Below are 22555 nucleotides of genomic sequence, written 5' to 3' on the forward strand. Positions count from 1 at the left end.
CCCCTTATCCTACCGCCGCCAGCGACATTTCCGCCTTGAGGGACTGACCGCGCGAGGCGCCCACGACCGCATCCACGTCAAGGATGAGTGCCACGCGGCCATCACCGAGGATGGTCGCGGCGGCGATGCCCGGAACGTGGGTGTAGTTCGCTTCAAGGCTCTTGATGACAACCTGACGCTGCCCCTGGATCGCATCGACCATGAGCGCGCGCTGACCGCCGCCTTCGGATTCGACGAGAAGGGCGACACCTTCGACCGGGTTTGCCTGGGTGGCGCGGAAGTTCAGGATGCGACCGACATCGACCAACGGGCAGAAGCTGTTGCGGATCGAGATCAGGCGATGGCTCGCACCGAAGGAGTGGATCGCGGCGGCTTCCGGCTGCAGCGTTTCGACGATTGCCGTCAACGGCACGACCAGCGTCTGGCCGGCGACCGTGACCACCATACCGTCGAGAACGGCGAGCGTCAGCGGCAGGCTCATCGTGAAGACCGAACCATGGCCCGGCTTCGAGGTGATGTTGATGCGACCACCGAGCGCCTGGATGGAGCGCTTGACGACATCCATGCCGACGCCGCGGCCGGAGATGTCGGAGATCTTGTCGGCCGTGGAGAAGCCCGGCAGGAAGATCAGGTTGTCGATTTCTTCGTCCGACAGGTTGGCGTCGGCCGGGATGAGATCGTTCTGGATCGCCTTCTGGCGGACCTTTTCACGGTTGATGCCGGCGCCGTCGTCGGCAAGCTCGATCAGGATGCGACCCGAGCGATGCTTCGCAGTCAGGCGGACCGTGCCTTCGGTATTCTTGCCGGCAGCGGCGCGCTTTTCCGGCGTCTCGATACCGTGGTCGACGGCGTTACGGATCATGTGCGTCAGCGGCTCGGCCAGCTTGTCGATGACCGTCTTGTCCACCTCGGTGTTTTCACCTTCGGTGATCAGGCGGATCGACTTGCCGGTCATGTCGGCGATTTCGCGGACGATACGCGACATGCGCTGGAAGACCGGCTTCACGGGTTGGGCGCGGATCGCCATGACCGAGTCCTGGATCTCACGGGTGAGCTGCTGCAGCTCTTCGAGACCCATATTGATCGACGAGGTGCCGGTCGTGTCGTTTTCGATGACGCTCTGAGAGAGCATCGCCTGGTTGATGACAAGCTCACCGACGAGGTTGATCAGGCGGTCGACACGATCGAGATCGACGCGGATCGTCTGGCCGGCGCCGGCGGCTGCATTGTTCTGCGCTGCGGCACTTGCCGCCGCGGCAGCAGCGGCTGCGGCCGATTCCTTCTTTTCGACGCGAGCAGCAGCGGCAGCCATCTGCGTGACGTTGCTCGCCGTTTCAGCGGCGGCGACGGCAGCGGCAGTATCATCATCCCTGCCCTCTGAAACAGAAGGCACTTCGGCAGCACCGTTGTCGTCGAGGATGGATAGATCGAACGGAACCGGGACCATCGGCAGTTCATCGTTGGTCTCGCCGGCCTTGGTTTCCTCGGCGGGCTTCACCGTAAGCTCGCAATCCCATTCGGCGAATTCGAAGACGGAACGGATCGCGTCTTCACCCTTGTCCGTCCTGATCGTGATATTCCAGAAGAAGTAGGCGCCTTCCGGATCGAGCTCGTCGAGGCTCGGCAGGGCGTCGGTGTTGCAGTAGATGCTCATCTCGCCGAGACGGGAGAGATCACGCAGCAGAAGGGTGGCGTCGTTGCCCTTCGAATAGAGTTCGAAGCGCGGCTTGAAGGTGATTTCATAGGCCGGCAGATCGATGGGCTTCTCCTCGCCGCCGAAATCGTCGAAGGAGAAGGGAACCGGCTGGAAGCCGCTGTCGTCGGTCGGCTTGGGAGCCGGGGCTGCGGCAACCGGAGCGGGAGCGGCTTTCGGGGCCGGCTTGCGCGCGGGAGCCTCTGACACTGCCGAGGGAGACGGCAGTTCACCGTTGGCGAGCGCTTCCAGTTCCTTGACCAGGCCGCGGCTTCTGCTTTCATCGACGCTGCCGCCGTCGCGGGCAGCATTGGTCAGGTCGGCGAGCACGTCGGCCGACTTCAGCATGACCTTCAGGACGTCCTGGGTAGGCTCGAGCTTGTTGGAACGAACGCAATCAAGTGTGGTCTCAAAGACGTGGGCGAAAGCGACGAGGTCATCCAGGCCAAAGGCGCCGGCACCGCCCTTGATCGAATGCACCGCACGGAACACCGCATTGACGGTTTCCGGGTCGCGATCGCCATCATTCATTTTCAGGAGACCGGATTCCAGTTCGGCGAGCTGTTCCTCGCATTCCTGGAAAAAGATCTCTTTGATTTCGTTCATATCCATAGGAGCAAATCCTGGGCTTTAAGCGGTTACACGCTCGATGGCATCGATCAGCTTGGCGGGGTCGAAGGGCTTGACGATCCAGCCGGTGGCACCAGCCTGGCGGGCGCGGTTCTTCTTTTCCGCATCGCTTTCGGTCGTCAGCACCAGGATCGGAATCGCACGGTACTTCTCGTTGCGACGGACACCTTCAATGAAGCCGAAGCCATCGAGGCGCGGCATGTTGATGTCGGTGACGATGACGTCGGGATTGGATTCTTCGAGAACCTCGAGGCCTTCAACGCCGTCTTCAGCCTGGATCGTCTCGAAGCCAGCATTGTTCAGCGTTACGAGAAGCATGTTTCGGATGGTGCGGGAATCGTCCACCGTCAGTACTTTTTTCTTCATTGCCGGATCTCCTTGGCAAGCAGGTGGTCGATATTGACGCCAACCAACTGCATGGTTTTCGTGAATGCGTCGGACACCTTCGCGAAGGTGAGCGACTGCTTGTCCTGGTCCCAGGTCCTCTCGGCGGCCATCAAAACCTGAGCGCAAAGAGCGCCGAGGCGTTCGACTGCGGAAGCATCGATTGCCAGAGGGTTGCCTCGCATGGAGAGAAGCTTGTCGCGCAACGCGGAAGCCTCATTGAGATCAAGAACCGCTGGCAATTCCAACGTCTTGGCACTCTTCTTTGCTGCCATCAGTTTTTCCTTGTCCCCTTGTCCCCGACCCGTGAAAGCGAGCCGACGTCATAATCCGATAGGTTAGTAAACATTCCGCCCACCTCCGGCACTTGCGAGAGGCTGGGGCATGCTGAAATCGTCATTTTCGTAATCGTCTTCGACCGCTTCCGGACGTGCTGCGATTGCAACCGGCCGGCTGGCGGCAACACGCACCTGATGAGGCCGGGTTGCGTAGGCATTTTCCCGCGCGACGCGGAATTCGCGGATCGTCTGGCCAAGTTCCAGAATGACCGTGTGGAGATGATCGGCGCCCTCGGCCGAACGCTCCGCAAAGCCGGCATTGTCGGCCACTTCGCTGCCGAGACCCTTGACGTCTACGGTCACGGCTTCGAGACCAGCTGCGTGTTCGCCCGTCTCACCTGCGATGCCGGCGATCGCGGCGTTGATGTCGGTCACCTGGCGGACGATGCTGGCAATTGAATCCTGCGTGCGGCCGACCATCTGGACGCCGGCATCCACCTGCGTCTTGGTGGTGGTCACCAGCGTCTTGATCTCACGGGCAGCTTCGGCGGAGCGCTGGGCGAGCGCTCGTACTTCCTGCGCCACGACTGCAAAGCCGCGGCCGGATTCGCCGGCGCGGGCAGCTTCGATGCCGGCGTTCAAAGCGAGCAGGTTCGTCTGGAAGGCAATCTCGTCGATCGCGCCGATAATCTGGCCGATCTTCTCGGCAGACTGTTCGATATCGGCCATGGCGCTGATGGCGCGGCCGACGACCTCGCCGCTTTCCTCGACGGCCGCACGCGTCGCGGCTGCAGCCTGTTCGGCGGCGCGGCTTTCGGCGGCACCCTCGCGGACCCGCTCGGCGATGCCGGCAAGGGCAGCGGCGGAAAGCTGCAGCCGTCCGGCATGACCGGAAGCATTGCCGGCAAAGCTGCGGGATGCGCCGGCGAGCGATTGCGTTGCGGCTTCCGCCTTCGCATTGCGTTCGGCGATCGCTGCAAATTCCGTCTGGAGGTTGTCGAGTGCTGCGTTCAGCGCGGCGGCAATGTCGGCGTGAGCGCCATCGACCGGTGCGCGCTGCGTCAGGTCGCGGGCCGACAGGCCTTCAATGACATCGCTGAAGATGCGGGCGACGTCCGCCTCGCCTTCGGCACGCTGATCGGCGAGCTCCCGTTGCTGGGTGGAGCGCAGTGCGTTGAAGCGCAGCGAGACGGCGATTTCCGTATCGACCATGACGATGCGGATGATCGCTGTCATCAGGTCCGTGATCTCACGGGCGCGGCGTTTGGCCGAAGGCAGTACCGGACGGCCGGCAAGCTCGTCGGCCAGACCGGAAATCACGTGTTCCAGCATGACGCCGTGGCCCGCCACGTGCCAGCGGGGATCAAGGCCGATCTTCATTTCGGTATCAGAGAGAACCTTGACGCGCTCTGCATAGAGGCTGTCGAAACGCGCATCCGTCAGCACATCCCAGTGCGAGGATTGCAGGTCGTGCAGGCGCTCGATCTGGCGTTCGCTTTCGAAATTGCTGGCTGCGTCCGGGAAGGACTGGAAGCGATGGAAGAGATCGCGCAGGCCGGCCTTCAGATAGGCTTCGAGAGCGGGCCTGTTGCGGCGGACCATCTCACACTGGTCGGGATCGAGCCCGGCAAAGCGCAGGCGGTCGCGCAGGCTGCCTGCCTGTGCTCCACGAGCCTGATCTGATGGCATATCCTGCCTCAACGCCTGTCCCCAACCAATTTCCGGGCGAACCCGGCCAAAAACTTTCGCAGCTTCCGATGAATGCCATACGCGGAGACGGTCTTCGCCACCGGTCGCAACCGGGGGGCTGAAGCCTCCTGCTCAGCAATTCTGTTTCGGAGCTGCCTGAAGAAGATGGATACCGGATCAACCCGGTACGGCGGTACGGCGTCATGCCTGGTGGGAACGAGTGCATCTTCCCATTCCGACGTGTAACCCAATGTTTATGGTTAATTCCTTGCTTGAAGGTTAATAACCCATTCCTGCCGGCAGCTTTTGAAACAATTAGGCAGACTTCACATAGTAAATACTGGCGGGGAGTTGCATCGCTGCTACAAGGCACACGCAAGCTTTATGTTATAGACCCGTTTTATAGAGCCTGACATGATGTCAACAAGGAAAGAGAAATGATAGTTCTCGGAATGGGTTCCTGCCTGATCGCAATCACGATCGCCGCAGCCGTTGCCCTCCTCGATGTGATCGCGGCGCACCGCGGCAACCGCACGCTTCGCGTCTTCTAAGAGGCCACCGCGCCCAAAGTCTCCCCTTTACCTTTCCCGTTGGCAGCCCGGCACCGTTGGTGTATCGACACGCGCTCCTGTGTCAGCGGAAGTCAGTAATTCATGTCAGCTCGGACCAGCCTCTTCATCATTCTGGCGTTTACGATCTTCCGCATCGTGACACTGCATTTCGATAGGACGGATCTGTTCGTCGACGAGGCGCAATACTGGTTCTGGTCGCAGAATCTCGATTTTGGCTACTATTCCAAGCCGCCGATGATCGCATGGGTGCTCAGGATCTTCACCGAGCTTGCGGGCTCCAGCGACATCTATTGGCTGCGACTTCCCGGCCCCCTCTTCCATATGGCCACCGCGCTATTACTGATGAAAACGGCGAAGCGCTTCATCGGGCCCGAGATCGAAGGCTGGGTCGGCGCGACTTACATAACGCTGCCGGCCGTTGCCCTTTCCTCCGTGTTCTTTTCCACCGACGTCGTCCTGCTCTTCTTTATCGCGGTTGCGTTGTTTGCCTATTTCGAACTGACGCAACGCCGTTCGGTCGGGCTGGCGCTTCTCATGGGGTTGGGTGTCGGGCTTGCCTTCCTGTCGAAATATGCAGTGCTTTTCCTTGTCCCGGGTGGAGCGATCGCGCTGCTGTTCATTCCGGCTGCGCGGATTTCGGTGCGCGATTTCATTATCGCCGTCGTCACTTCGGCGGTTATCGCTTTCCCGAACCTCTGGTGGAACCTTCAGAACAACAATACGACAGTGCGCCACACGCAGGATATCGCCCACTGGAGCGATCTCGGCATCAATCTTCGCGGCGGGCTGGAGTTCTTTTCCGCGCAGTTCGGCGTCGTCGGCCCGATCGTCTTCTTCGCTATGCTCTGGGCCGTCTGGAACATGATCCGCGGCCACAGCGAGCCGCGTGAGAAGATACTCGTCTGGCTCTCGATCCCGGTGGTGCTGCTCATTACGCTGCAGGCGACCGTCGCCAAAGCCTATGCCAACTGGGGCGTCACAGCCTATGTGGCGGGCATCATATTGGCGGTCTGGCTGCTTCACCGCCTGTGGCCGAAGGGTCTCAAAACATCGCTCTGGATCAATGGCGTCACCTGCCTTCTCTTCCCCTTCGCAACGATCTTCTCGCATCAGCTGGTTCTGCCCAACGGCAAGGAAGTCATGCAGCGTTACCTCGGCCGGGCAGAAGTGAGCAGCGCGGCTGCCGATCTTGCGGCACAAGCCGGCGCCGGCATCATCGTCACCGATAACAGGGACATGGTCGCCGATCTCTTCCATACACTGCGCGATACACCCTACAAGATCTATGCCCGTCCGCCCGCCGACCTGCCTGACAGCTATTACGAACAGGAATTCGCCTTACCGGCCGATACCGGCGGGCAGGTTCTGTTCCTAACAGTCAAACCGCTGAGCTGCGCCGACGAAACGCCGGAAATGCTGAAAAGCTGGCAGCCAGAAAAAGGCAACTACAAGGGCGATACGATCTACGTCTACAAGGTCGGCGCGGCCTGCTTGATGCAGCCATAAAGCCGTTCAGTTCACGGGGTCGGGCAGGCAGAGGCCGGTTCCACCGCCTTCCAATTCGACAAATCTCACGCCGCCCTCCTCGAAGGCGAGGCGCAGCTGCGCTTCCGTCGCACGATGGATTTCGTGATGCCGGCCTTCATAATCCCGGATCGTGCTGCGGGAGACGGCCGCCTTCTCGGCGAGATCCGTCTGGGTCCAATCGAGCAGCCCACGAGCCGCGCGGCACAAAGCCGGCGTCAGAATTGTCTCTTTTGCGCCTTGACCCATAATCCTAAACCACCCATATTGGTCAATATAGATCATATATGTCATATTCTGAACGGGATTTCCAGATCGGGAGAGAGCGATGCCACACGATACGCCTTTGATTTCGACGATCGTCGGGGGGCTCGTGCTGGCGTTTATCCTCGGTGCGATAGCCAATCGCCTGCGCCTGCCGCCACTTGTCGGATATCTTGTCGCAGGCGTTCTCGTCGGTCCGCATACGCCGGGTTTCGTTGCAGATCAGAGCCTTGCGCCTGAGCTTGCAGAAATCGGCGTCATCCTGCTGATGTTCGGCGTCGGCCTGCATTTCTCCCTGAAGGATCTGCTTTCAGTGCGCGGCATTGCGGTGCCGGGCGCGGTCGTGCAGATCGGCTTTGCCACGCTGCTCGGCTGGGGTCTCGGCGCTTTCATGGGATGGCCGACCGGCGGCAGCCTTGTCTTCGGTCTCGCGCTCTCCGTCGCGTCCACCGTGGTGCTGCTGAAAGCCCTGCAGGAACGGCGTCTCGTCGAGACCGAGCGGGGACGCATCGCGGTGGGCTGGCTCATTGTCGAAGACCTCGCCATGGTACTTGCGCTGGTACTCATCCCGGCAGCTGCGAGCATCACCGGCGATGGTCATGGCCCTGTCGAACCGCTTTCGGCAGGCCTCAACCGGCTTTTCGGCCTCGATCTTGGCGTCGGCGGAATCATCGCCATGACGCTGGTCAAGGTGGCGCTGTTCGTCGCCCTCATGCTCGTCTTCGGCCGCAAGCTCATCCCCTGGACCATGCACCGCATCGCTCATACCGGCTCGCGCGAACTCTTCCGCCTCGGCGTGCTGGCGATCGCGCTCGGCGTTGCCTTCGGCGCGTCCAAGCTTTTCGGCGTGTCGCTGGCGCTGGGCGCCTTCTTTGCCGGCATGGTTCTCGCCGAGAGCGAACTCAGCCATCGCGCCGCCCAGGAAAGCTTGCCGCTTCGCGATGCCTTCGCCGTACTTTTCTTCGTCTCTGTCGGCATGCTTTTCGATCCGAACATCCTGATCGAGCGGCCGTTGCCTGTGCTTGCGACCGTCTTTATCATCGTGATCGGCAAGTCGGTCGCCGCCTTCCTGATCGTGCTCCTTTTCAGAAAACCAATGAGTACGGCGCTGACAATCTCGGCGAGCCTCGGGCAGATCGGCGAATTCTCCTTCATTCTCGCTGCCCTCGGCGTCGATCTCGGCCTGCTGCCGGAAGAAGGCCGCGACCTGATCCTTGCCGGGGCGATCATCTCAATCATCATCAATCCGCTGCTGTTCTTCCTCTGCGACCGTGCACGGCCTTTCCTGGAAAGCCCGAAGCGTGACGAGCCGGCCACCGAGGCTGTGCCGGCCACTGAGCCTTCGCCCGCACCGGAAGCGGCTGAGGCAGACAGTGACGACGTCCGTCCGACAATGCTGAACCGCCATGCGATCCTCGTCGGCTACGGCCGCGTCGGCAGCATCGTCGGCCAGAACCTCAAATCTTCGGGCACGCCCTTCCTCGTCATCGAGGATTCGGACAAGCGCATTGCCGAACTGCGAAGCCAGGGCATCGAGGTCCTTTCCGGCAATGCCGTCAGCCGCGAAACGCTGGATCTTGCCAATATCGCCGGCGCCCGCAGTCTTGTTATCGCCATTCCAAACGCCTTCGAGGCCTGCAGTATCGCCGAGCAAGGCCGCACCATCAATCCGTCGATCCTGATCGTTGCACGCGCCCATTCCGACGCCGAGGTGGATGAACTGCAGCAATATGGCGCCGATACCGTGATCATGGGAGAACGGGAAATTGCGCTTGGCATGGTTGACCGGCTCGCCCAAGTGCATCATGACAGTGCACCCTATGAAGACGGGCTTGCGACTGGTACAATCGCGCCCACGGTGGAGCCCCCGCCGGAAAAAGAATGAGAGATTGCCGCACCTTTGAGCCGATTTGGGAGTGAAATCGCCGAGACAGGGGAGATGGAGCTGGATCAGCGCCGTCTGGCAAGTCGTATTGCCGCCTCCGTCGTCGTTGCGATTGTCGCCTATCTCGGCCTGCTCTTCGGCGGCAATATCATTATCGGCCCGTCCGCGGCGGCAAACAGCCTTTCTTCCTCCAGCAGGGATTCGCAGCAGACGCAAGTTACGGCGCGCGACGCCATTCGTGGCCTGCTGATCAGTGATCGCAAGGTTTCACCGAAACAATCGCTCCAGGATGCCGGCCCGGCGGCCTTTGCCGTTGTTCCTGCACTGCAATTTGCCGACTGGCGCGCCGCTACGCCGGCGCCTGAATTCGAAGCCCCGCTCCGCCCCGCGGCAACCTGGGCTCATCAGCCCCGCGCACCGCCGCAGGCTGCCTGAATTACGCGCCTACGGGCACTTCTGATCCATAGACATGCCGCAGCGCGGTTGCGCCGGCCCAAGCATTATCCAAGGACTTAAAACATGCGCAATTCACCATGGCTGGTGTTCACCTATACGGTGATCATCGTGCTCGGTCTGTTGATCGCCCTGCCGAACGCGCTGCCCCCGAGCGTCTTGCAGCGTGTGCCCTCCTGGCTGCCGCACAGTCAGGTTTCCCTCGGTCTCGACCTTCGCGGCGGTTCGCACCTCGTTCTCGAGGTCGATGAGGCCGACCTGACCAAGGAGCGCCTGAACTCGATGCTGCAGGATGCACGTCGTGTGCTGCGCGAAAAGAACATCCAGCCGAAGTCGGTCGTGCGCAACAACAACAACATCGTTGTTTCGCTTGCCGACCCGTCGCAGAGCGACGCAGCCGTCACAGAGCTTCGCACACTCGGCAATGTGATCGCCAGCGGTATCAGCGCCGGCCAGTCCGACCTTGCCGTTACGGCCAACGGCGGCAACATCACCATCGGCTTCTCGCCGGCCGGTATCTCCACCAATGTGGACAATGCAGTCCAGCAGAGCCTTGAAGTCATCCGCCAGCGCGTCGACCAGGTCGGCGTTGCCGAGCCGACGATCCAGCGCATCGGCGCCAACCGCATTCTCGTACAGCTTCCGGGTGCGCAGGATCCCTCCCGCCTTCGCGAACTTCTCGGCTCCACCGCCAAGATGTCCTTCCACATGCTCGCCCCGAACGGCCAGGCCGGCCCGGGCGTGACGATCATGAAGGATGATGAGGGCAACTCCTATCCGGTTCTCGACCGCGTCGAGATTTCCGGCGACCGCCTCTCGGATGCCCGCGTCAGCTTCGACCAGAGCCAGCAGCCGGTCGTCACCTTCCGCTTCGACAGCGCAGGCGCCACCCGCTTTGCCGATATCACCCGCCAGAATGTCGGCAATCCCTTCGCGATCGTCCTCGATGACAAAGTGCTGAGCGCGCCTGTCATCCGCGAACCGATCACCGGCGGTTCGGGCCAGATTTCCGGCAATTTCTCGACCGACACGGCAAATACGCTGGCCGCCATGCTGCGCGCCGGCGCCCTGCCCGCCAAGCTGACCGTCATCGAAGAGCGCACCGTCGGCGCCGACCTCGGCGCGGATGCGATCCGCATGGGTCTTTATGCCGGCATCGTGGGCTTCGCACTCGTCGCCGCCTTCATCTTCGTGCTCTACGGTACGTGGGGTATTCTGGCGAACACCGCGCTTCTCATCCACACGATCCTGACCTTCTCGGCACTGACGCTTGTCGGCGCGACACTGACGCTGCCCGGCATCGCCGGCGTCGTGCTCGGCATCGGCCTTGCGGTCGACGCGAACGTCTTGATCAACGAGCGCATCCGTGAAGAAACGCGCAAGGGCAAGAGCGCCTTTGCGGCCATCGACACCGGCTTCCGCCGCGCCTATTCGACCATCATCGATGGCAACATGACGGCACTGATCGCCGCCGCCGTCCTCTTCTGGTTCGGCTCCGGCCCTGTTCGCGGCTTTGCCGTGACCATGGCGCTCGGCCTGATCATCTCGATGTTCACCTCGGTCGCCTTCGTGCGCGTCACGATGATCGAGATCACCCGCCGCCGGAAGATGAAGGTGCTGAACATCAAGCCGCTGTTCCCCTTCTTCAGCCCCTACGACAAGCATATCCAGTTCATGAAGGCGCGCTTCTTTGGCGTAAGCGTCTCCGCGCTGCTGTCGATCGCCTCGATCGCCCTCTTCGTCTATCCGGGCCTCAACTACGGCGTCGACTTCCGTGGCGGTATCCAGATGTCGGTGAAGACGCAGGACGCTGCCGATCTCGGCCGCTTCCGCGAGGAACTGAACGGCCTCGGCCTCGGCGAAGTCGCCCTGCAGTCCTTCGGCGACAACAACACCATGCTGGTGCGTGCGCAGAGGCAGGAAGGTGGCGAAGAGGCACAGACCGCTGCCGTCACCAAGCTCAAGGCCGAGATCGTCAAGATCGACCCGTCGGCGACCGTCACCGGCACCGACGTCATCGGTCCGAAGGTCAGCGGCGAACTCGCCTGGGCAGGTATCCTGTCCGTCGTGATCGCCAGCCTCGCGATGCTGTTCTACATCTGGTACCGTTTCGAATGGCCCTTCGCCGTCGGCGCAATCGTCACCCTTGTGCTCGACGTGACCAAGGTCATCGGCTTCTTCGCGCTGACGGGTCTCGACTTCAACCTGACGGCAATTGCGGCGATCCTGACGCTGGTCGGCTACTCGGTGAACGACAAGGTCGTCGTCTACGACCGCATGCGTGAAAACATGCGCCTCTACAAGTCGATGCCGCTACGCGAGATCATCGACAAGTCGATCAACGAGACGCTGGCACGAAGCCTCTACACCAATGCGACGGCCTTCCTCTCGCTCCTGCCGATGGCGATCTGGGGCGGCAGCGCCGTTGAAAGCTTCGCCATTCCGATGGCCTTCGGCATTCTCGTCGCCGCTGCATCGTCGGTCTTCATCGCAGCGCCGATCCTGCTCTTCCTCGGCGACTGGCGCCGCCGCCATGCCAAGGCAGTCGCGGCTTCCAACGATGCAGCCGTGGAAATCATTCCGCCGGACGCAGGCCAGCCGCGCAAGACGGCAGGCTAAAACGTCGACATTTAACGTGGACTTGAAGAGGGCGCCGGTTGCACAGCCGGTGCCCTCTTTCTATGTTCGGTTCAAAGAGATCGGGAGCACCGCCACATGTCTTCCAGCCCGACGGCGAAAAAGCCGGAAACCGGTTCCACTGGGAATCAGGAGGAGCGTATCAAACGCTTCCTCGCGATCGCCTCGCACGACCTGCAATCGCCGCTTCGCCATATCGCCATGTATGCGGAAATGCTGCTCGACGATCTGGAACCGACGCTGGACAGCGAGCAGCTGCAGAGCCTCAAGACGATCATGGACAAGGCCCAGACGGCACAGCGGCTCACCAAGGCGTTGATGAGCCTTGCTGGAACGCCTCCCCAGATCACCATCGGCGACGCGCATCTCACCGACATTGCGCGGGATGCCTGGAAACAGGTGCTCGATGAATTTCCTGCCAGCGGCGCGACACTCGATGCGGACAATCTACCCATTATCCGCAGTGATGCCGCACTTCTGGCCATTGTTCTGAAGCACCTCTTCGCCAATGCCCTGACTTATCAGGGCGCTCCAACACCGCATGTCACAGTGACGGCCGCAAGGGAAAGTGCGGACTGGCGCATCATCGTGGCCGACAATGGCTGCGGCATTGAGCCGGCCTATCAGGAGAAGATCTTCGACGCCTTCTGGAAGCTGCCGAAAGCCGGCAGCGTACCCGGACCGGGACTGGGTCTGACGACCACCCGCGAACTACTCGGCGCGCTTGGCGGTGATATCAGGCTCGAACATTCCGACGAGAACGGCAGCCGATTTGCGATCCGCCTGCCAGCCTGAGAGTCAGATGCTGTAATCGTCCTTCCAGAAATCCGGCACGTCATAAGTCACGTATTCACGGATGATGTGCTGCAGGGTTTGCACGTCGATCTCATCCTTGCCGATACGGAAATCGACGCCGTAATCGGGGAATTCCTGGAAATAATTGCCTGATATATCGGTCGAGATGACGCCGATCGGGCCGGTGTAACCGATGCCCCTGAGTTCGGGCACCGTCTCGCGAAAATCCGCATTCGGCAGCAGGCGGTTGTCGAGAAGAATGAGATCGAAGCGGGCAGCCTTCACCTTGTCCAGCGCATCGCCTATCGATTGGGAATATTCGACATCGACACGCGGTTCGGAGAGATCGGCGATCTTTTTCTTGAGCGAACGAAATTCGATGAACTCGTCATCGACGAACAATACCTTCACTGCATTCCTGCGCGTTGCTTCCGCACTCATCGTTTCATCTTCCCCCGACATGAAACCGGCTCACGAAACCAGACCGTTTCGCATCGCAATCGCCACCATATGAACGCGGTTGACGGCATCGAGTTTGCGGACTGCGGACGTAATATGCGAATTGACCGTGTGCTCCGAAAGGCCAAGGATAATGGCGATCTCCGCGGAGGTCTTGCCTTCACTCGTCCATTTTACGATTTCGGTTTCGCGCTGCGTGAGGCGACCCGACATTTCCTGCGTCAGGATTTCCTCATACAGCTTGTCGAAGATGCGCATGGCATCGAGCAGAATATCCGCCACCTCGCCCTGGTCCGGCTCCTGACGCTGGCCGCTGAGCACCAGGCAGTAACGCCGCCCCTCCGGCGTGAACAGCGGAATGAAAAGGAATGTGTTGCCGCTGAATTCATTAAAGACGAGGTCTGACGGATAGCCTTCTATCGCCGTACTCTTTCCATGCACCGGCGTCGTCAAAAACTGCGCCGTCCGCGCTTTGGCTGTTCCCAGCGCCTCCTTGAGTGTCTTGACAAAGAGGCTCATGCGCCTTTCAGCGACATTGGTGATGAGAACCTCGCGTTCGCCGAAAGGAGCTGCTGCTTCCGAGATGCGCGCCAGGGTAAAATTGTCGAAATTGTAATGCTGCGCGGCCGCCTTCAGCAGGCGAAAAAAATCCGTGCGGTTGATAGCCCGGCTAAGTTCCGGACCGGCATGAAAGGGAACTGCGGCAGCACTGGTCATTCCCACTCTTCTTCCTCCCCCAATTCTCATTCCGCCGATCCCGAAATCTTGGGATATACGTCTTAAACGCGAACAGCTACAAAAAGTGCGAGACAGTTGATGATCGATAGCGAAACGGGGACTTTCGATATCGCAGGCGGAAACATCTCAACTACAGGTGATGCACAGGACAGTTTACTCGAATAGTAGCTCTTACCTAGGTATCCCAATCTCTCCGCATTCAACATCCATGAATGCGGAAGACAGTGCCAGAAGTAAGCGCGGGAGAGTCGGTCGGCCCATCAGCTAAGGGGTTGGCTGGCGTTCGTGGCGGCGAACACGGATCGGTCGGCTCTCTCAGCGCTTTTGTTTTTCTTCTCTTCGGTTGCATCTTGAAATGCACCGCCAGGCTTGTCAATTGTGCATTACTTCATGCACCCGGCACTTTGCGCACAGTCTCGCTGCATTTTCCACAATCACAGGTTGCTGATGATGCCAGCAAGATCCAGTGGTTTCTCAAGGTAGAAATCGGCACCGGCAGCAAGCGCCCGTTCACGGTCCTCGACCGCGTCCGAACCACTGCAGACGCCGAGCCGCATGGCGGAAAAGCGGTCGTCCCGCCGCAGTCGCGCGATCAGTTCGCTGCCGCTGTCGAGCGGCATGTAGAGATCGGCGATCAGTATATCCGGCACACCTTCGCCTTCTTCCAGGCGCTTCTCAAGCGCCTCGAATGCAGCCGGTGCGGTGGAAAAGCAGAATAGATCAACGTGCACCTGCTGTTTCTTTCGGATATATTCGAGATAGAAGAGGTCATCCCGGCTATCATCGATGTAAAACAAGGTCGGCATCTGGCGCCACAATCCGGATATTGTTTCTGATGTCCTGCACTGTCCTTCACTGGGACAGTAACGCCACTTCACTAAAATTCGATATCAACCTTCACGGATTTGCTGTCGAAAAAGCATGTTTTGCGCAACAATCTGCCTATTGAGTATTCGGCGATTTCGGAAAAGATGGCTCGCAAACAAGGATATGGCGAAGAGGTGGTGTAGGTGCGGGATGCCGCTGTAGCGGGACGGAACGGGTCGGAAAGCGTACGTTATCGCGCGGTCGCGCTCGTCGTCGGCTGCCTGCTGGTCTTGCTCGGCCTGACGGCGCTGACCGGGTGGCTGCTCGAAGTGGGGGTGATCATCTCGATCGTGCCTGGCTTTCCGTCCATGGCATTCAATACCGCCATCTGTTTCGTGCTGTCGGGTATCGGACTGGCCACGTCGATGGAGACAGGCAGGCGCTACCAAATAGTGCCTGTCATGACGTGCAGCCTTGCCACCCTGCTTTCCGCGATCCGCCTGATGGAGATCATCACGCTCGGCCGCACGATACATAATGTCGATGTGTTCCTGACGCAGTTTTTCATTTCTCCAACCTTTGCCGAGCAGATCGGCGGCGGCATGGGGCCGAATACGGCACTGATCTTCCTGATATCAAATCTTTCCATTCTTTTTGCCCTCTATGGGAGGCAGTCGCGCGGTCAGCTCGTACAGGAACTCACCAGCTATATCGCGATCACGCTCGGCATGATCGCTCTTGCCGGATACATCACCGATGCCGAACAAGGATATCGCTGGGGTCCCTATGCCGCCATGGCCCTGCCTACGGCTATCGGCCTGGTGGCTTTCGGCTGCGGGCTTCTCGCCAGATCCTGGTGGATGTTGCCGACCAACAGGGCACAGATCCCCCTCTGGATACCGGCAACGATCTGCTTTACCGGCATCATCGTCGATCTCTATACACCGCTCGGCGTGGCAAACGGTATTCTCTATGTCCCACTCGTGCTGACAGCGCTCTGGTTCGGCAATCGTAACGCGCCGATCTTCTTCGCTTTCGTCTGTACAGTGCTGATCCTGCTCGGCTTTTTCGCCGTCACCCATTCTGAGAACGAATACTGGCGGGAAGCCGCCAACCGCTCGATCACGGCAGCGACGCTCTGGCTGGTTGCCATTTTCGTCTTCTATTTCATGCGTAACAGCCAGCATCTGGAAACCGAGCGCATCCGCTTCAGCGCGCTGGTCCGCAATACGCCTGACGCCGTGATCGCCATCGACGAGGTGGGGCGGATCATGAGCTTCAATCCGGCCGCCGAGACCATGTTCGGCTACACACCAAAGGAAGCGACCGGCAACAACATCAAGATACTGATGCCGGAACCCTATCATTCCGAACATGACGCCTATCTCGGCAATTACCGGCGCACCGGCGAGGAACGCATCATCGGCACGACGCGCATGGTCTCCGGCCGGCGCAAGAACGGCGTGGTCTTCCCGATCGACCTCTCGGTCAGCGTTGTCATCACCGGCTCGAGCAAGACCTTCGTCGGCGTCGTGCGCGATATCAGCGAGCGCGTGCGCCAGGAAGAGCGGATGAAGACGACGCTTTCCCAACTCGAGGAATATACGGCCGATCTCGAGCGCTCCAACCACGATCTCGACGAGTTCGCCTATATCGCCTCGCACGATCTCAAGGAACCGCTGCGCGGCCTGCACAATCATTCGCGTTTCCTGCTGGAAGATTATGAAGACAAGCTCGACGAAGACGGCGTGCGCCGGCTCAACCGGCTGGTTCGCCTTAGCCAGCGCATGGAAAAGCTCGTCAACGATCTCCTCTATTTTTCGCGAATCGGTCGCCAGCAGCTCGCCGTCAAGCGCACCGACATCGGTTCGATCGTCCGCGACGTCGTTGCCACCATGGAGCTATTTCTGGAGGAGCGGCATGCGAAGGTCGTCATCGACGGTGTACTGCCGGAGGTCGTCTGCGATGCACCGCGCCTGACCGAGGTGTTCCGCAACCTCTTCACCAATGCCATCAAATATAACGACAAGCCCGTGCCTCTCGTCAGCGTCGGCTACCTGGAACGCTATGTCGGCAAGGACGGGACGCTGGCCCGCCACGTCTTCTACGTGAAGGACAACGGCAAGGGCATACCCCAAGAATTCCACGAGGATATTTTCCGCATTTTCAAACGGCTTGAAAAATCGCAAGATTCCGAGGATGGCACCGGCGCAGGGCTCACCTTTGTGCGCAAGATCATTGGGCGTCACAATGGTGAGGTATGGCTGGAGTCAGAAGTCGGCATCGGCACGACATTTTATTTTACCTTGGGAAGGAAGCGCGAGGGCCAGAATGCAGCAGCGTGACATGCAACCGATCCTCATCGTCGAGGACAGCGAGGACGATTTCGAAGCGACGATGCGCGCCTTCAAGCGTACCAATCTGCGCAATCCGATCCGCTGGGCTGCCTCCGGGCAGGAGGCTCTCGATGTGCTCGCCACGATGGCGCCGAAGCCTGGCCTCATCCTGCTAGACCTCAACATGCCGGGCCTCGACGGGCGCAAGACGCTGGAGGCAATCAAGTCCAACGCACACTGGCGCAAGATCCCTGTCGTGATCCTTACGACATCGGACGACGAACGCGACATCGAGGGTTGCTATGCGCTCGGCGCCAATACCTATGTACAGAAGCCGGTCGATCTCGACGGGCTGTTCGCCGCCATCCAGCGGCTCAAGGAATACTGGTTCGAAATCGCAATCCTGCCTTTAGAGGGCTGACGTTTGGCGGAAGACTGCAGCGTTCTCATCATCGACGACAACATAGACGACCGGGAAGTCTATCGCCGCATGCTGGCGCGCGTCCCCGGCACGAACTATACGGTCATCGAGGCCGAGAGCGGTGAGGAGGGCATTGCCCTCAACAGCCAGAGGCGCCCTCAGTGCATATTGCTCGACTATTCGCTTCCCGGCCGTGACGGCCTCGGCGTGCTCTCGGAAATCCTCGCCCACGATGCTGCCGCCAATGTCGTGATGCTGACCGGCCAAGGCAGCGAGACCGTTGCCGTCGAGGTCATGAAGGGCGGCGCGCGTGATTATCTCACCAAGGATGCGCTGTCGCCCGAGACCCTGCATCGCTGCATCCAGAACGCGCTCATGCATGGTGCGCTGGAGGCGAAGCTGGAGCAGAAACGGCAATCGCTGGAGATATTCACCCGCGCCATGGCGCATGATCTCAAGGAGCCGCTGCGGACGATCAAATCCTTCAGCCGCATCCTTCACGGTTCGGCCGAACTGCCGACTGAGGACCGCGAGCTTCTCGATTATATCCTGAGCGCTGCCGATCATATGGAAGACCTGATCGTGAAGGTTTCGGGCTTCACACGTCTGGAGGTTTCGAGCGGGCTTGAGCTCAAGCCGGTTTCGCTGTCGGCCGTACTCGACCAGGTGGAGCACAATTTGCATCAGCAGATCGAGAGCCGACAGGCAGTCGTCGTTCGTGGTGCATTGCCTGAGGTGATGGGCGACGCGACGCTGCTGATCCAGCTTTTGCAGAACCTCGTGTCCAATGCGATTCGCTATTGTGAGGATACCGTTCCGGAAGTGCGCATTTCGGCCATGGCAGACAAGGGCATATGCCGCCTGACGGTCGGCGACAACGGGCCGGGCATCGCCCCTGATCACCGTGAGCTGATTTTCCAACCCTTCAAGCGTCTCGTCGGCCGCGGCATCGAAGGCACGGGGCTTGGGCTTGCGATCTGCCGGCGCATCGTGCAACTGCATAGCGGCTCGATCTGGTGCGAGGCGAAGACCGGCAGGGGCGCGACCTTCCTGCTCGAAGTGCCGCTCGCGGAGATCTCAGGCGAACAGCCGGTCGCCAGCGGACAGCCGCAGACGGCAAAAGCAGCCGACCATACGAACGAAAGCAGCGGCCGGCTCGCCGAAGTGCTGCTGGTGGAAGACAGCCCGGCCGATATCCAGCTTCTGAAGATCAAGCTGATGCGGCGCGAGAAGGTGAGCTTCAACCTGCATGTGGCCACCAACGGCCGCGAGGCAATGCAACTTCTGGAGCAGCGTGCCGGCATTCCCGACCAGCCGCAGATCGACCTGATGCTGCTCGACATCAACATGCCGATCATGGATGGTTTCGAAGTGCTGAACGCGCTTTCTGCCGATCAGCGGCTGAGCCGGATTCCGGTCTGTATTCTCAGCACGTCAAGCGACGAAAGCGACATGCAACGGGCAAAAGACCTCGGCGCGCTCGCCTATATGGTGAAGCCGCCAACGCTGCAACAACTCGAAGAAGCATTGGAGGACGTCGACACGCTGGAACTCCTGCCGCGTGGTGACGCACTTGTGCTTTTTGCGGAACAAAATTAGAGAAAAGGCCATTGGCAACGGTATGATGCTAGCAACGACCCTCATACTCACGCTCCTAGCCTCGCCTTTTCAATTCGGGCTTTCCTCTATGGCTTCAGGCATACACCATATCACGCTAATCACCCGCAAGGTGCAGGCGAATGTGGATTTCTACGCCGGATTCCTCGGCATGCGGCTGGTCAAGCAGACCGCCGGCTTCGAGGATGCGACGCAGCTTCATCTCTTTTATGGCGATGCGGAGGGCACTCCGGGCTCACTCGTCACCTTCCTCGTCTGGGAAGACGGAGCACCCGGCCGCGCCGGCTACGGCCAGATCAACGAAATGTCACTGGCGATCGATCCGACCAGTATCGGCTACTGGCTGACGCGTGCCATGCGCTTCGGCCTCCGCTCGGAAGGCCCCGCGGATGAATTCGGCGAACCGGTGCTGCGGTTGAAGGACCCGGATAATGTCATCGTCAAGCTTGCCGGCGCCAGGGATCTGAAATCGCCGGCCGCCTGGGATGGCGGCGATGTGCCGGTCGAGCATGCCGTACAGCGCGTGCGCGGTGCAACCATGCTGACCGAAAAGCCGGCGGAGAGCCGTCATTTCATCGAAAGCCATTTCGGCTACAGCTTCCAGGCAAATCGCGGCACGATCGACCGCCTCGTCTCGCAGTCGGGAGACATTATCGACGTGCGCGATGCGCGTGGCTTCTGGTCCGGCGCACCGGGTACCGGCACAGTCGATCATGTGGCCTTCCGCGCAGATGACGACGCAGCCGTGCTGGCCGTTCACAAGGCGCTCGAAAAGGAAGACGCCTCGGCGACCAACCTGCACGATCGCAAATACTTCCGCTCACTCTATGCCCGCGAGCCCGGCGGCACACTTATAGAGCTCGCCACCAACAAGCCGGGCATGCTGGTGGATGAGCCAAAAGCCACACTTGGAACCAAGCTCTTCATCCCGCCGAAGGATTCGATCACCAATCTGACCGACCTGAAAGTCATGCTCCCGCAATTTTCCATGCCGGGCCAGCCGCGCATCAATTATCGCGATCTGCCCTTCGTCCATCGTTTCTATACACCGCCCGATCCGGACGGCAGCGTCTTCGTACTGCTGCACGGCTCCGGCGGCAACGAGACGACGCTGATGCCGCTGCTGAACAAGGTCGCACCACGCGCCACCCTTCTCGGCGTGCGTGGGCGCGCGACCGAGGAAGGCTTCCCGCGCTGGTACAAGCGCATCACACCCTTCTCCTTCGACCAGGACGACATCAAGAACGAAGCCGAAGCGTTCGCTGCCTTCATCGAAGGCGCGGTCAAATCCTATGGCCTCGATCCAAAGAAGGTCGTCTATGTCGGCTATTCCAACGGTGCGAACCTTTTGAATTCGCTGCTCTACCTGCACCCGAACCTGGTGCACAAGGCCGTGCTGCTACGCTCCATGCCGGTACTCACCACCTATCCGCATGCAGACCTGAAGGGCACGGACCTGCTTGTCATCAGCGGCAAGATGGATGCCTACGGCAAATATGCGAACGAACTGGAAGGACGGCTGAAATCATCAGGCGCGACCGTCGATTCCGGCGTCATTTCCGGCGGCCATGACCTCGGTGACGCCGACGTGCCGATCATTCAGAAATGGCTGCTACAGGAAAATAAACTACAGGCAACCCAATAGCCTACCAGTGGAAGCTATCAGGGCATGACGGCGGGACGGCATCCGGCAGCGTTGTTGTATTCCTATCGATGGCATAGAGTCTTGCAAAGCCTGCGTTTTTTACAAGATCGATGCCTCCCGGCATCGTGTCGCCGACATTCTGATCGATCATGTCGGCGTTGACGACCAGGATGAAATCGAACTTGCTGCGCCAATCGACAAGATAGGGCGTGAAGCTGGCGGCCTGCGCCATCAGGCCGGGACAGGACAGCACACCGGTCGAAAAGAGATTTCCTTCCGGCACCGATTTCTCCGACCAGGCGGGAAGCACGGCGAGCGGTTGCTTACCCTGCGCGCTGAAGAGGGTCGGGACAAAGGCATGCGCCAGCGGGACGGCCATCGTCGGCAGGTGCCGGAACGTATCCTCACTGAATGCAAAATGCCGCTGATCGAGTTTCATCTCGGCAAAGGCCGGATCGTGCTGCAGCGGCAGAATCGCGGCACCGGCGGGAACGGCTTCCAGTACCTTCTCGACGCTCGCAACATCGGCCTGCCCCCGCCACCAGTTGAAACCGATCCACATGGTCCGGCCGAAGACGACGATATTCAGGACAAGGAACAGGATCACGGCCTGTCGCCGGCTGACCTTTTGAAAGGGGCAGATCATACTCATGCCAACAAGGGCGGCCATGATGGGAAAGCGCCAGCTTATCCATCCCGTGCCGAGGGCATGCCTCGGCGAGAGGATGGACAGGGCGAGCAGCCCTGCCGCAGTGACGACCAGGCCAGCGTGGATGCGCAGATTTTTTGCGGCAAGCGCCCTGCTGCAGACCAGCAGGATCGGCACAAGGAAAATCGCGTCGACAAACGCAGCATAGGTCCAGATAGCCGAGAGCAGATTAGAGATCAGCAGCATCGGGCTGTCGTTCCAGACCGCCAGGATGTCGCCAACCTGGCTACCGGGAAGATCGGCAGCGGTCAGCGACAGGGCGGCCGGAGGCAGCAGGCAGGCAATCATTGCCGCCACGAGCCTGCCGGCAAGGCGCAGGACCACCGAACGCGATTTGAAGACATCGAAGCGCCAGGAAAATTCCAGTCCACAGACGATCGCCAGAAAGAAGCCCACGGAAAATATATGAACGACGGTGAGCAGCAGCGAGACTGCCACCCGCCACAGGAAGAGCCTGACCGCGGAACCGGATTGCAGACGGTGATCCAGCGTTGCAAACAGCAATGCGAGGCCAAGGCCGATCTGGAAATTGATAAAACCGCCGATCAGCGTGGCGCACCAGGCGAGATACAGCATGCCGATCTGCCAGTAATAGCTGCCGCCGAACAGCCGTCGATGCAACGTGATGGCGCCGAGCGGCGGCAGGACGATCGCCAGAAACAGCAGGATGCGGGCGAGCAGGGAGACACCGATGAAAGGACCGATGAAGCGCGCGAGCAGATCAATGCCGACATTGGTGAAGGTGCGGTTCCACTCGATCGCGTAGATTTCGGGGAATGGCGCTTCCTTTATGCCGCCGGCAAGCAGCCACATGCGGGCATAGTGGTTCGCATAATCGAGCAGCGGCGGAAACTTGAAGAGGGCAACAAGGATGGCGACAAGGGCCATGAAGGCCACCAATGGCGCGGTCGAAGCCTGGCGCACAGCGACTTCCTGCGGCTTTTCCGTATCGTGAACGTCAGCTAAAAATACCTGATCAAGGTTCGCCATGGCCGATCCTGTCCGAACTCCGGGACAGG

Annotated in this window: 18 protein-coding genes; 9 read left to right on the top strand and 9 right to left on the bottom strand. The window is 60.2% G+C overall.

The genetic code is table 11. The annotated features are described in order from the left end of the window. Positions 1-4: 4 nt before the first annotated feature. From AC1DUP_RS07080 to AC1DUP_RS07095, 4 genes are all read right to left on the bottom strand, one after another. Entirely contained in the window at positions 5-2305 is a 2301-nt protein-coding gene (locus AC1DUP_RS07080; RefSeq protein WP_113298545.1) for a chemotaxis protein CheA, read from the bottom strand. An 18-nt stretch (positions 2306-2323) separates the two neighbouring features. Continuing rightward, complete coding sequence (cheY1, locus tag AC1DUP_RS07085; RefSeq protein WP_003570362.1) at positions 2324-2689, bottom strand: chemotaxis response regulator CheY1; 366 nt, start codon at positions 2687-2689, stop codon at positions 2324-2326. After that, the gene (locus tag AC1DUP_RS07090; protein WP_113298544.1) at positions 2686-2982 is read right to left on the bottom strand and encodes an STAS domain-containing protein; all 297 of its coding nucleotides are present in this window, start codon (positions 2980-2982) and stop codon (positions 2686-2688) included. The genes cheY1 and AC1DUP_RS07090 overlap by 4 nt, the downstream gene beginning before the upstream one ends. 63 nt (positions 2983-3045) lie before the next feature. Then, positions 3046-4674 (bottom strand): globin-coupled sensor protein, encoded by a 1629-nt coding sequence (locus AC1DUP_RS07095; RefSeq protein WP_113306939.1) that lies wholly within the window; start codon positions 4672-4674, stop codon positions 3046-3048. A gap of 653 nt (positions 4675-5327) precedes the next feature. On the opposite strand from AC1DUP_RS07095, the gene AC1DUP_RS07100 reads away from it, so the two are divergent. Further along, complete coding sequence (locus AC1DUP_RS07100; protein WP_477832287.1) at positions 5328-6752, top strand: ArnT family glycosyltransferase; 1425 nt, start codon at positions 5328-5330, stop codon at positions 6750-6752. A 6-nt stretch (positions 6753-6758) separates the two neighbouring features. Here AC1DUP_RS07100 and AC1DUP_RS07105 read toward each other — a convergent pair whose 3' ends face one another. Beyond that, positions 6759-7064: a helix-turn-helix domain-containing protein gene (locus AC1DUP_RS07105; protein WP_113298541.1), complete on the bottom strand. Its 306-nt coding sequence runs from the start codon at positions 7062-7064 to the stop codon at positions 6759-6761. 34 nt (positions 7065-7098) lie between these two features. Between AC1DUP_RS07105 and ybaL the strand changes: the two genes are divergently transcribed. From ybaL to AC1DUP_RS07125, 4 genes are all read left to right on the top strand, one after another. Beyond that, positions 7099-8919 (top strand): YbaL family putative K(+) efflux transporter, encoded by a 1821-nt coding sequence (gene ybaL / locus AC1DUP_RS07110; protein WP_477832288.1) that lies wholly within the window; start codon positions 7099-7101, stop codon positions 8917-8919. A gap of 54 nt (positions 8920-8973) precedes the next feature. Beyond that, positions 8974-9354, top strand: a complete 381-nt coding sequence (locus AC1DUP_RS07115) for a hypothetical protein (protein ID WP_115035704.1) — start codon at positions 8974-8976, stop codon at positions 9352-9354. Positions 9355-9438: 84 nt separating this feature from the next. Beyond that, on the top strand, positions 9439-11991 hold the full coding sequence (gene secD, locus AC1DUP_RS07120) for a protein translocase subunit SecD (RefSeq protein ID WP_113298538.1): 2553 nt from the start codon (positions 9439-9441) through the stop codon (positions 11989-11991). 96 nt (positions 11992-12087) lie between these two features. Next, a complete protein-coding gene (locus AC1DUP_RS07125; protein WP_477832289.1) occupies positions 12088-12804 on the top strand; it encodes a sensor histidine kinase in 717 nt (238 codons plus the stop codon). Positions 12805-12807: 3 nt separating this feature from the next. Here the strand turns inward: AC1DUP_RS07125 and AC1DUP_RS07130 are convergent, their stop codons facing one another. The 3 genes from AC1DUP_RS07130 to AC1DUP_RS07140 all read right to left on the bottom strand — a co-directional run bounded on the left by AC1DUP_RS07130 (position 12808) and on the right by AC1DUP_RS07140 (position 14807). Continuing rightward, the gene (locus AC1DUP_RS07130; protein ID WP_113298536.1) at positions 12808-13245 is read right to left on the bottom strand and encodes a response regulator; all 438 of its coding nucleotides are present in this window, start codon (positions 13243-13245) and stop codon (positions 12808-12810) included. A gap of 30 nt (positions 13246-13275) precedes the next feature. Continuing rightward, positions 13276-13980 (bottom strand): helix-turn-helix transcriptional regulator, encoded by a 705-nt coding sequence (locus AC1DUP_RS07135; RefSeq protein ID WP_113298535.1) that lies wholly within the window; start codon positions 13978-13980, stop codon positions 13276-13278. 455 nt (positions 13981-14435) lie between these two features. After that, positions 14436-14807, bottom strand: coding sequence for a response regulator (locus AC1DUP_RS07140; RefSeq protein WP_477832290.1), 372 nt, complete (start codon positions 14805-14807; stop codon positions 14436-14438). A 204-nt stretch (positions 14808-15011) separates the two neighbouring features. Here AC1DUP_RS07140 and AC1DUP_RS07145 point away from each other — a divergent pair, with 204 nt between their 5' ends. The 4 genes from AC1DUP_RS07145 to AC1DUP_RS07160 are packed head-to-tail and all read left to right on the top strand — an operon-like array spanning position 15012 to position 20827. Continuing rightward, complete coding sequence (locus AC1DUP_RS07145) at positions 15012-17153, top strand: sensor histidine kinase (RefSeq protein WP_477832291.1); 2142 nt, start codon at positions 15012-15014, stop codon at positions 17151-17153. Further along, the gene (locus AC1DUP_RS07150; protein WP_113298533.1) at positions 17140-17565 is read left to right on the top strand and encodes a response regulator; all 426 of its coding nucleotides are present in this window, start codon (positions 17140-17142) and stop codon (positions 17563-17565) included. Before AC1DUP_RS07145 ends, AC1DUP_RS07150 begins: the two co-directional genes overlap by 14 nt. A 3-nt stretch (positions 17566-17568) precedes the next feature. Continuing rightward, complete coding sequence (locus AC1DUP_RS07155; protein WP_477832292.1) at positions 17569-19164, top strand: response regulator; 1596 nt, start codon at positions 17569-17571, stop codon at positions 19162-19164. 25 nt (positions 19165-19189) lie between these two features. Continuing rightward, positions 19190-20827 (top strand): VOC family protein, encoded by a 1638-nt coding sequence (locus AC1DUP_RS07160; protein ID WP_477832293.1) that lies wholly within the window; start codon positions 19190-19192, stop codon positions 20825-20827. A 1-nt stretch (position 20828) separates the two neighbouring features. Here AC1DUP_RS07160 and AC1DUP_RS07165 read toward each other — a convergent pair whose 3' ends face one another. Further along, positions 20829-22526: a hypothetical protein gene (locus AC1DUP_RS07165; RefSeq protein WP_477832294.1), complete on the bottom strand. Its 1698-nt coding sequence runs from the start codon at positions 22524-22526 to the stop codon at positions 20829-20831. Positions 22527-22555: the final 29 nt, after the last annotated feature.

This window comes from Rhizobium sp. 01L419 (assembly GCF_056400025.1).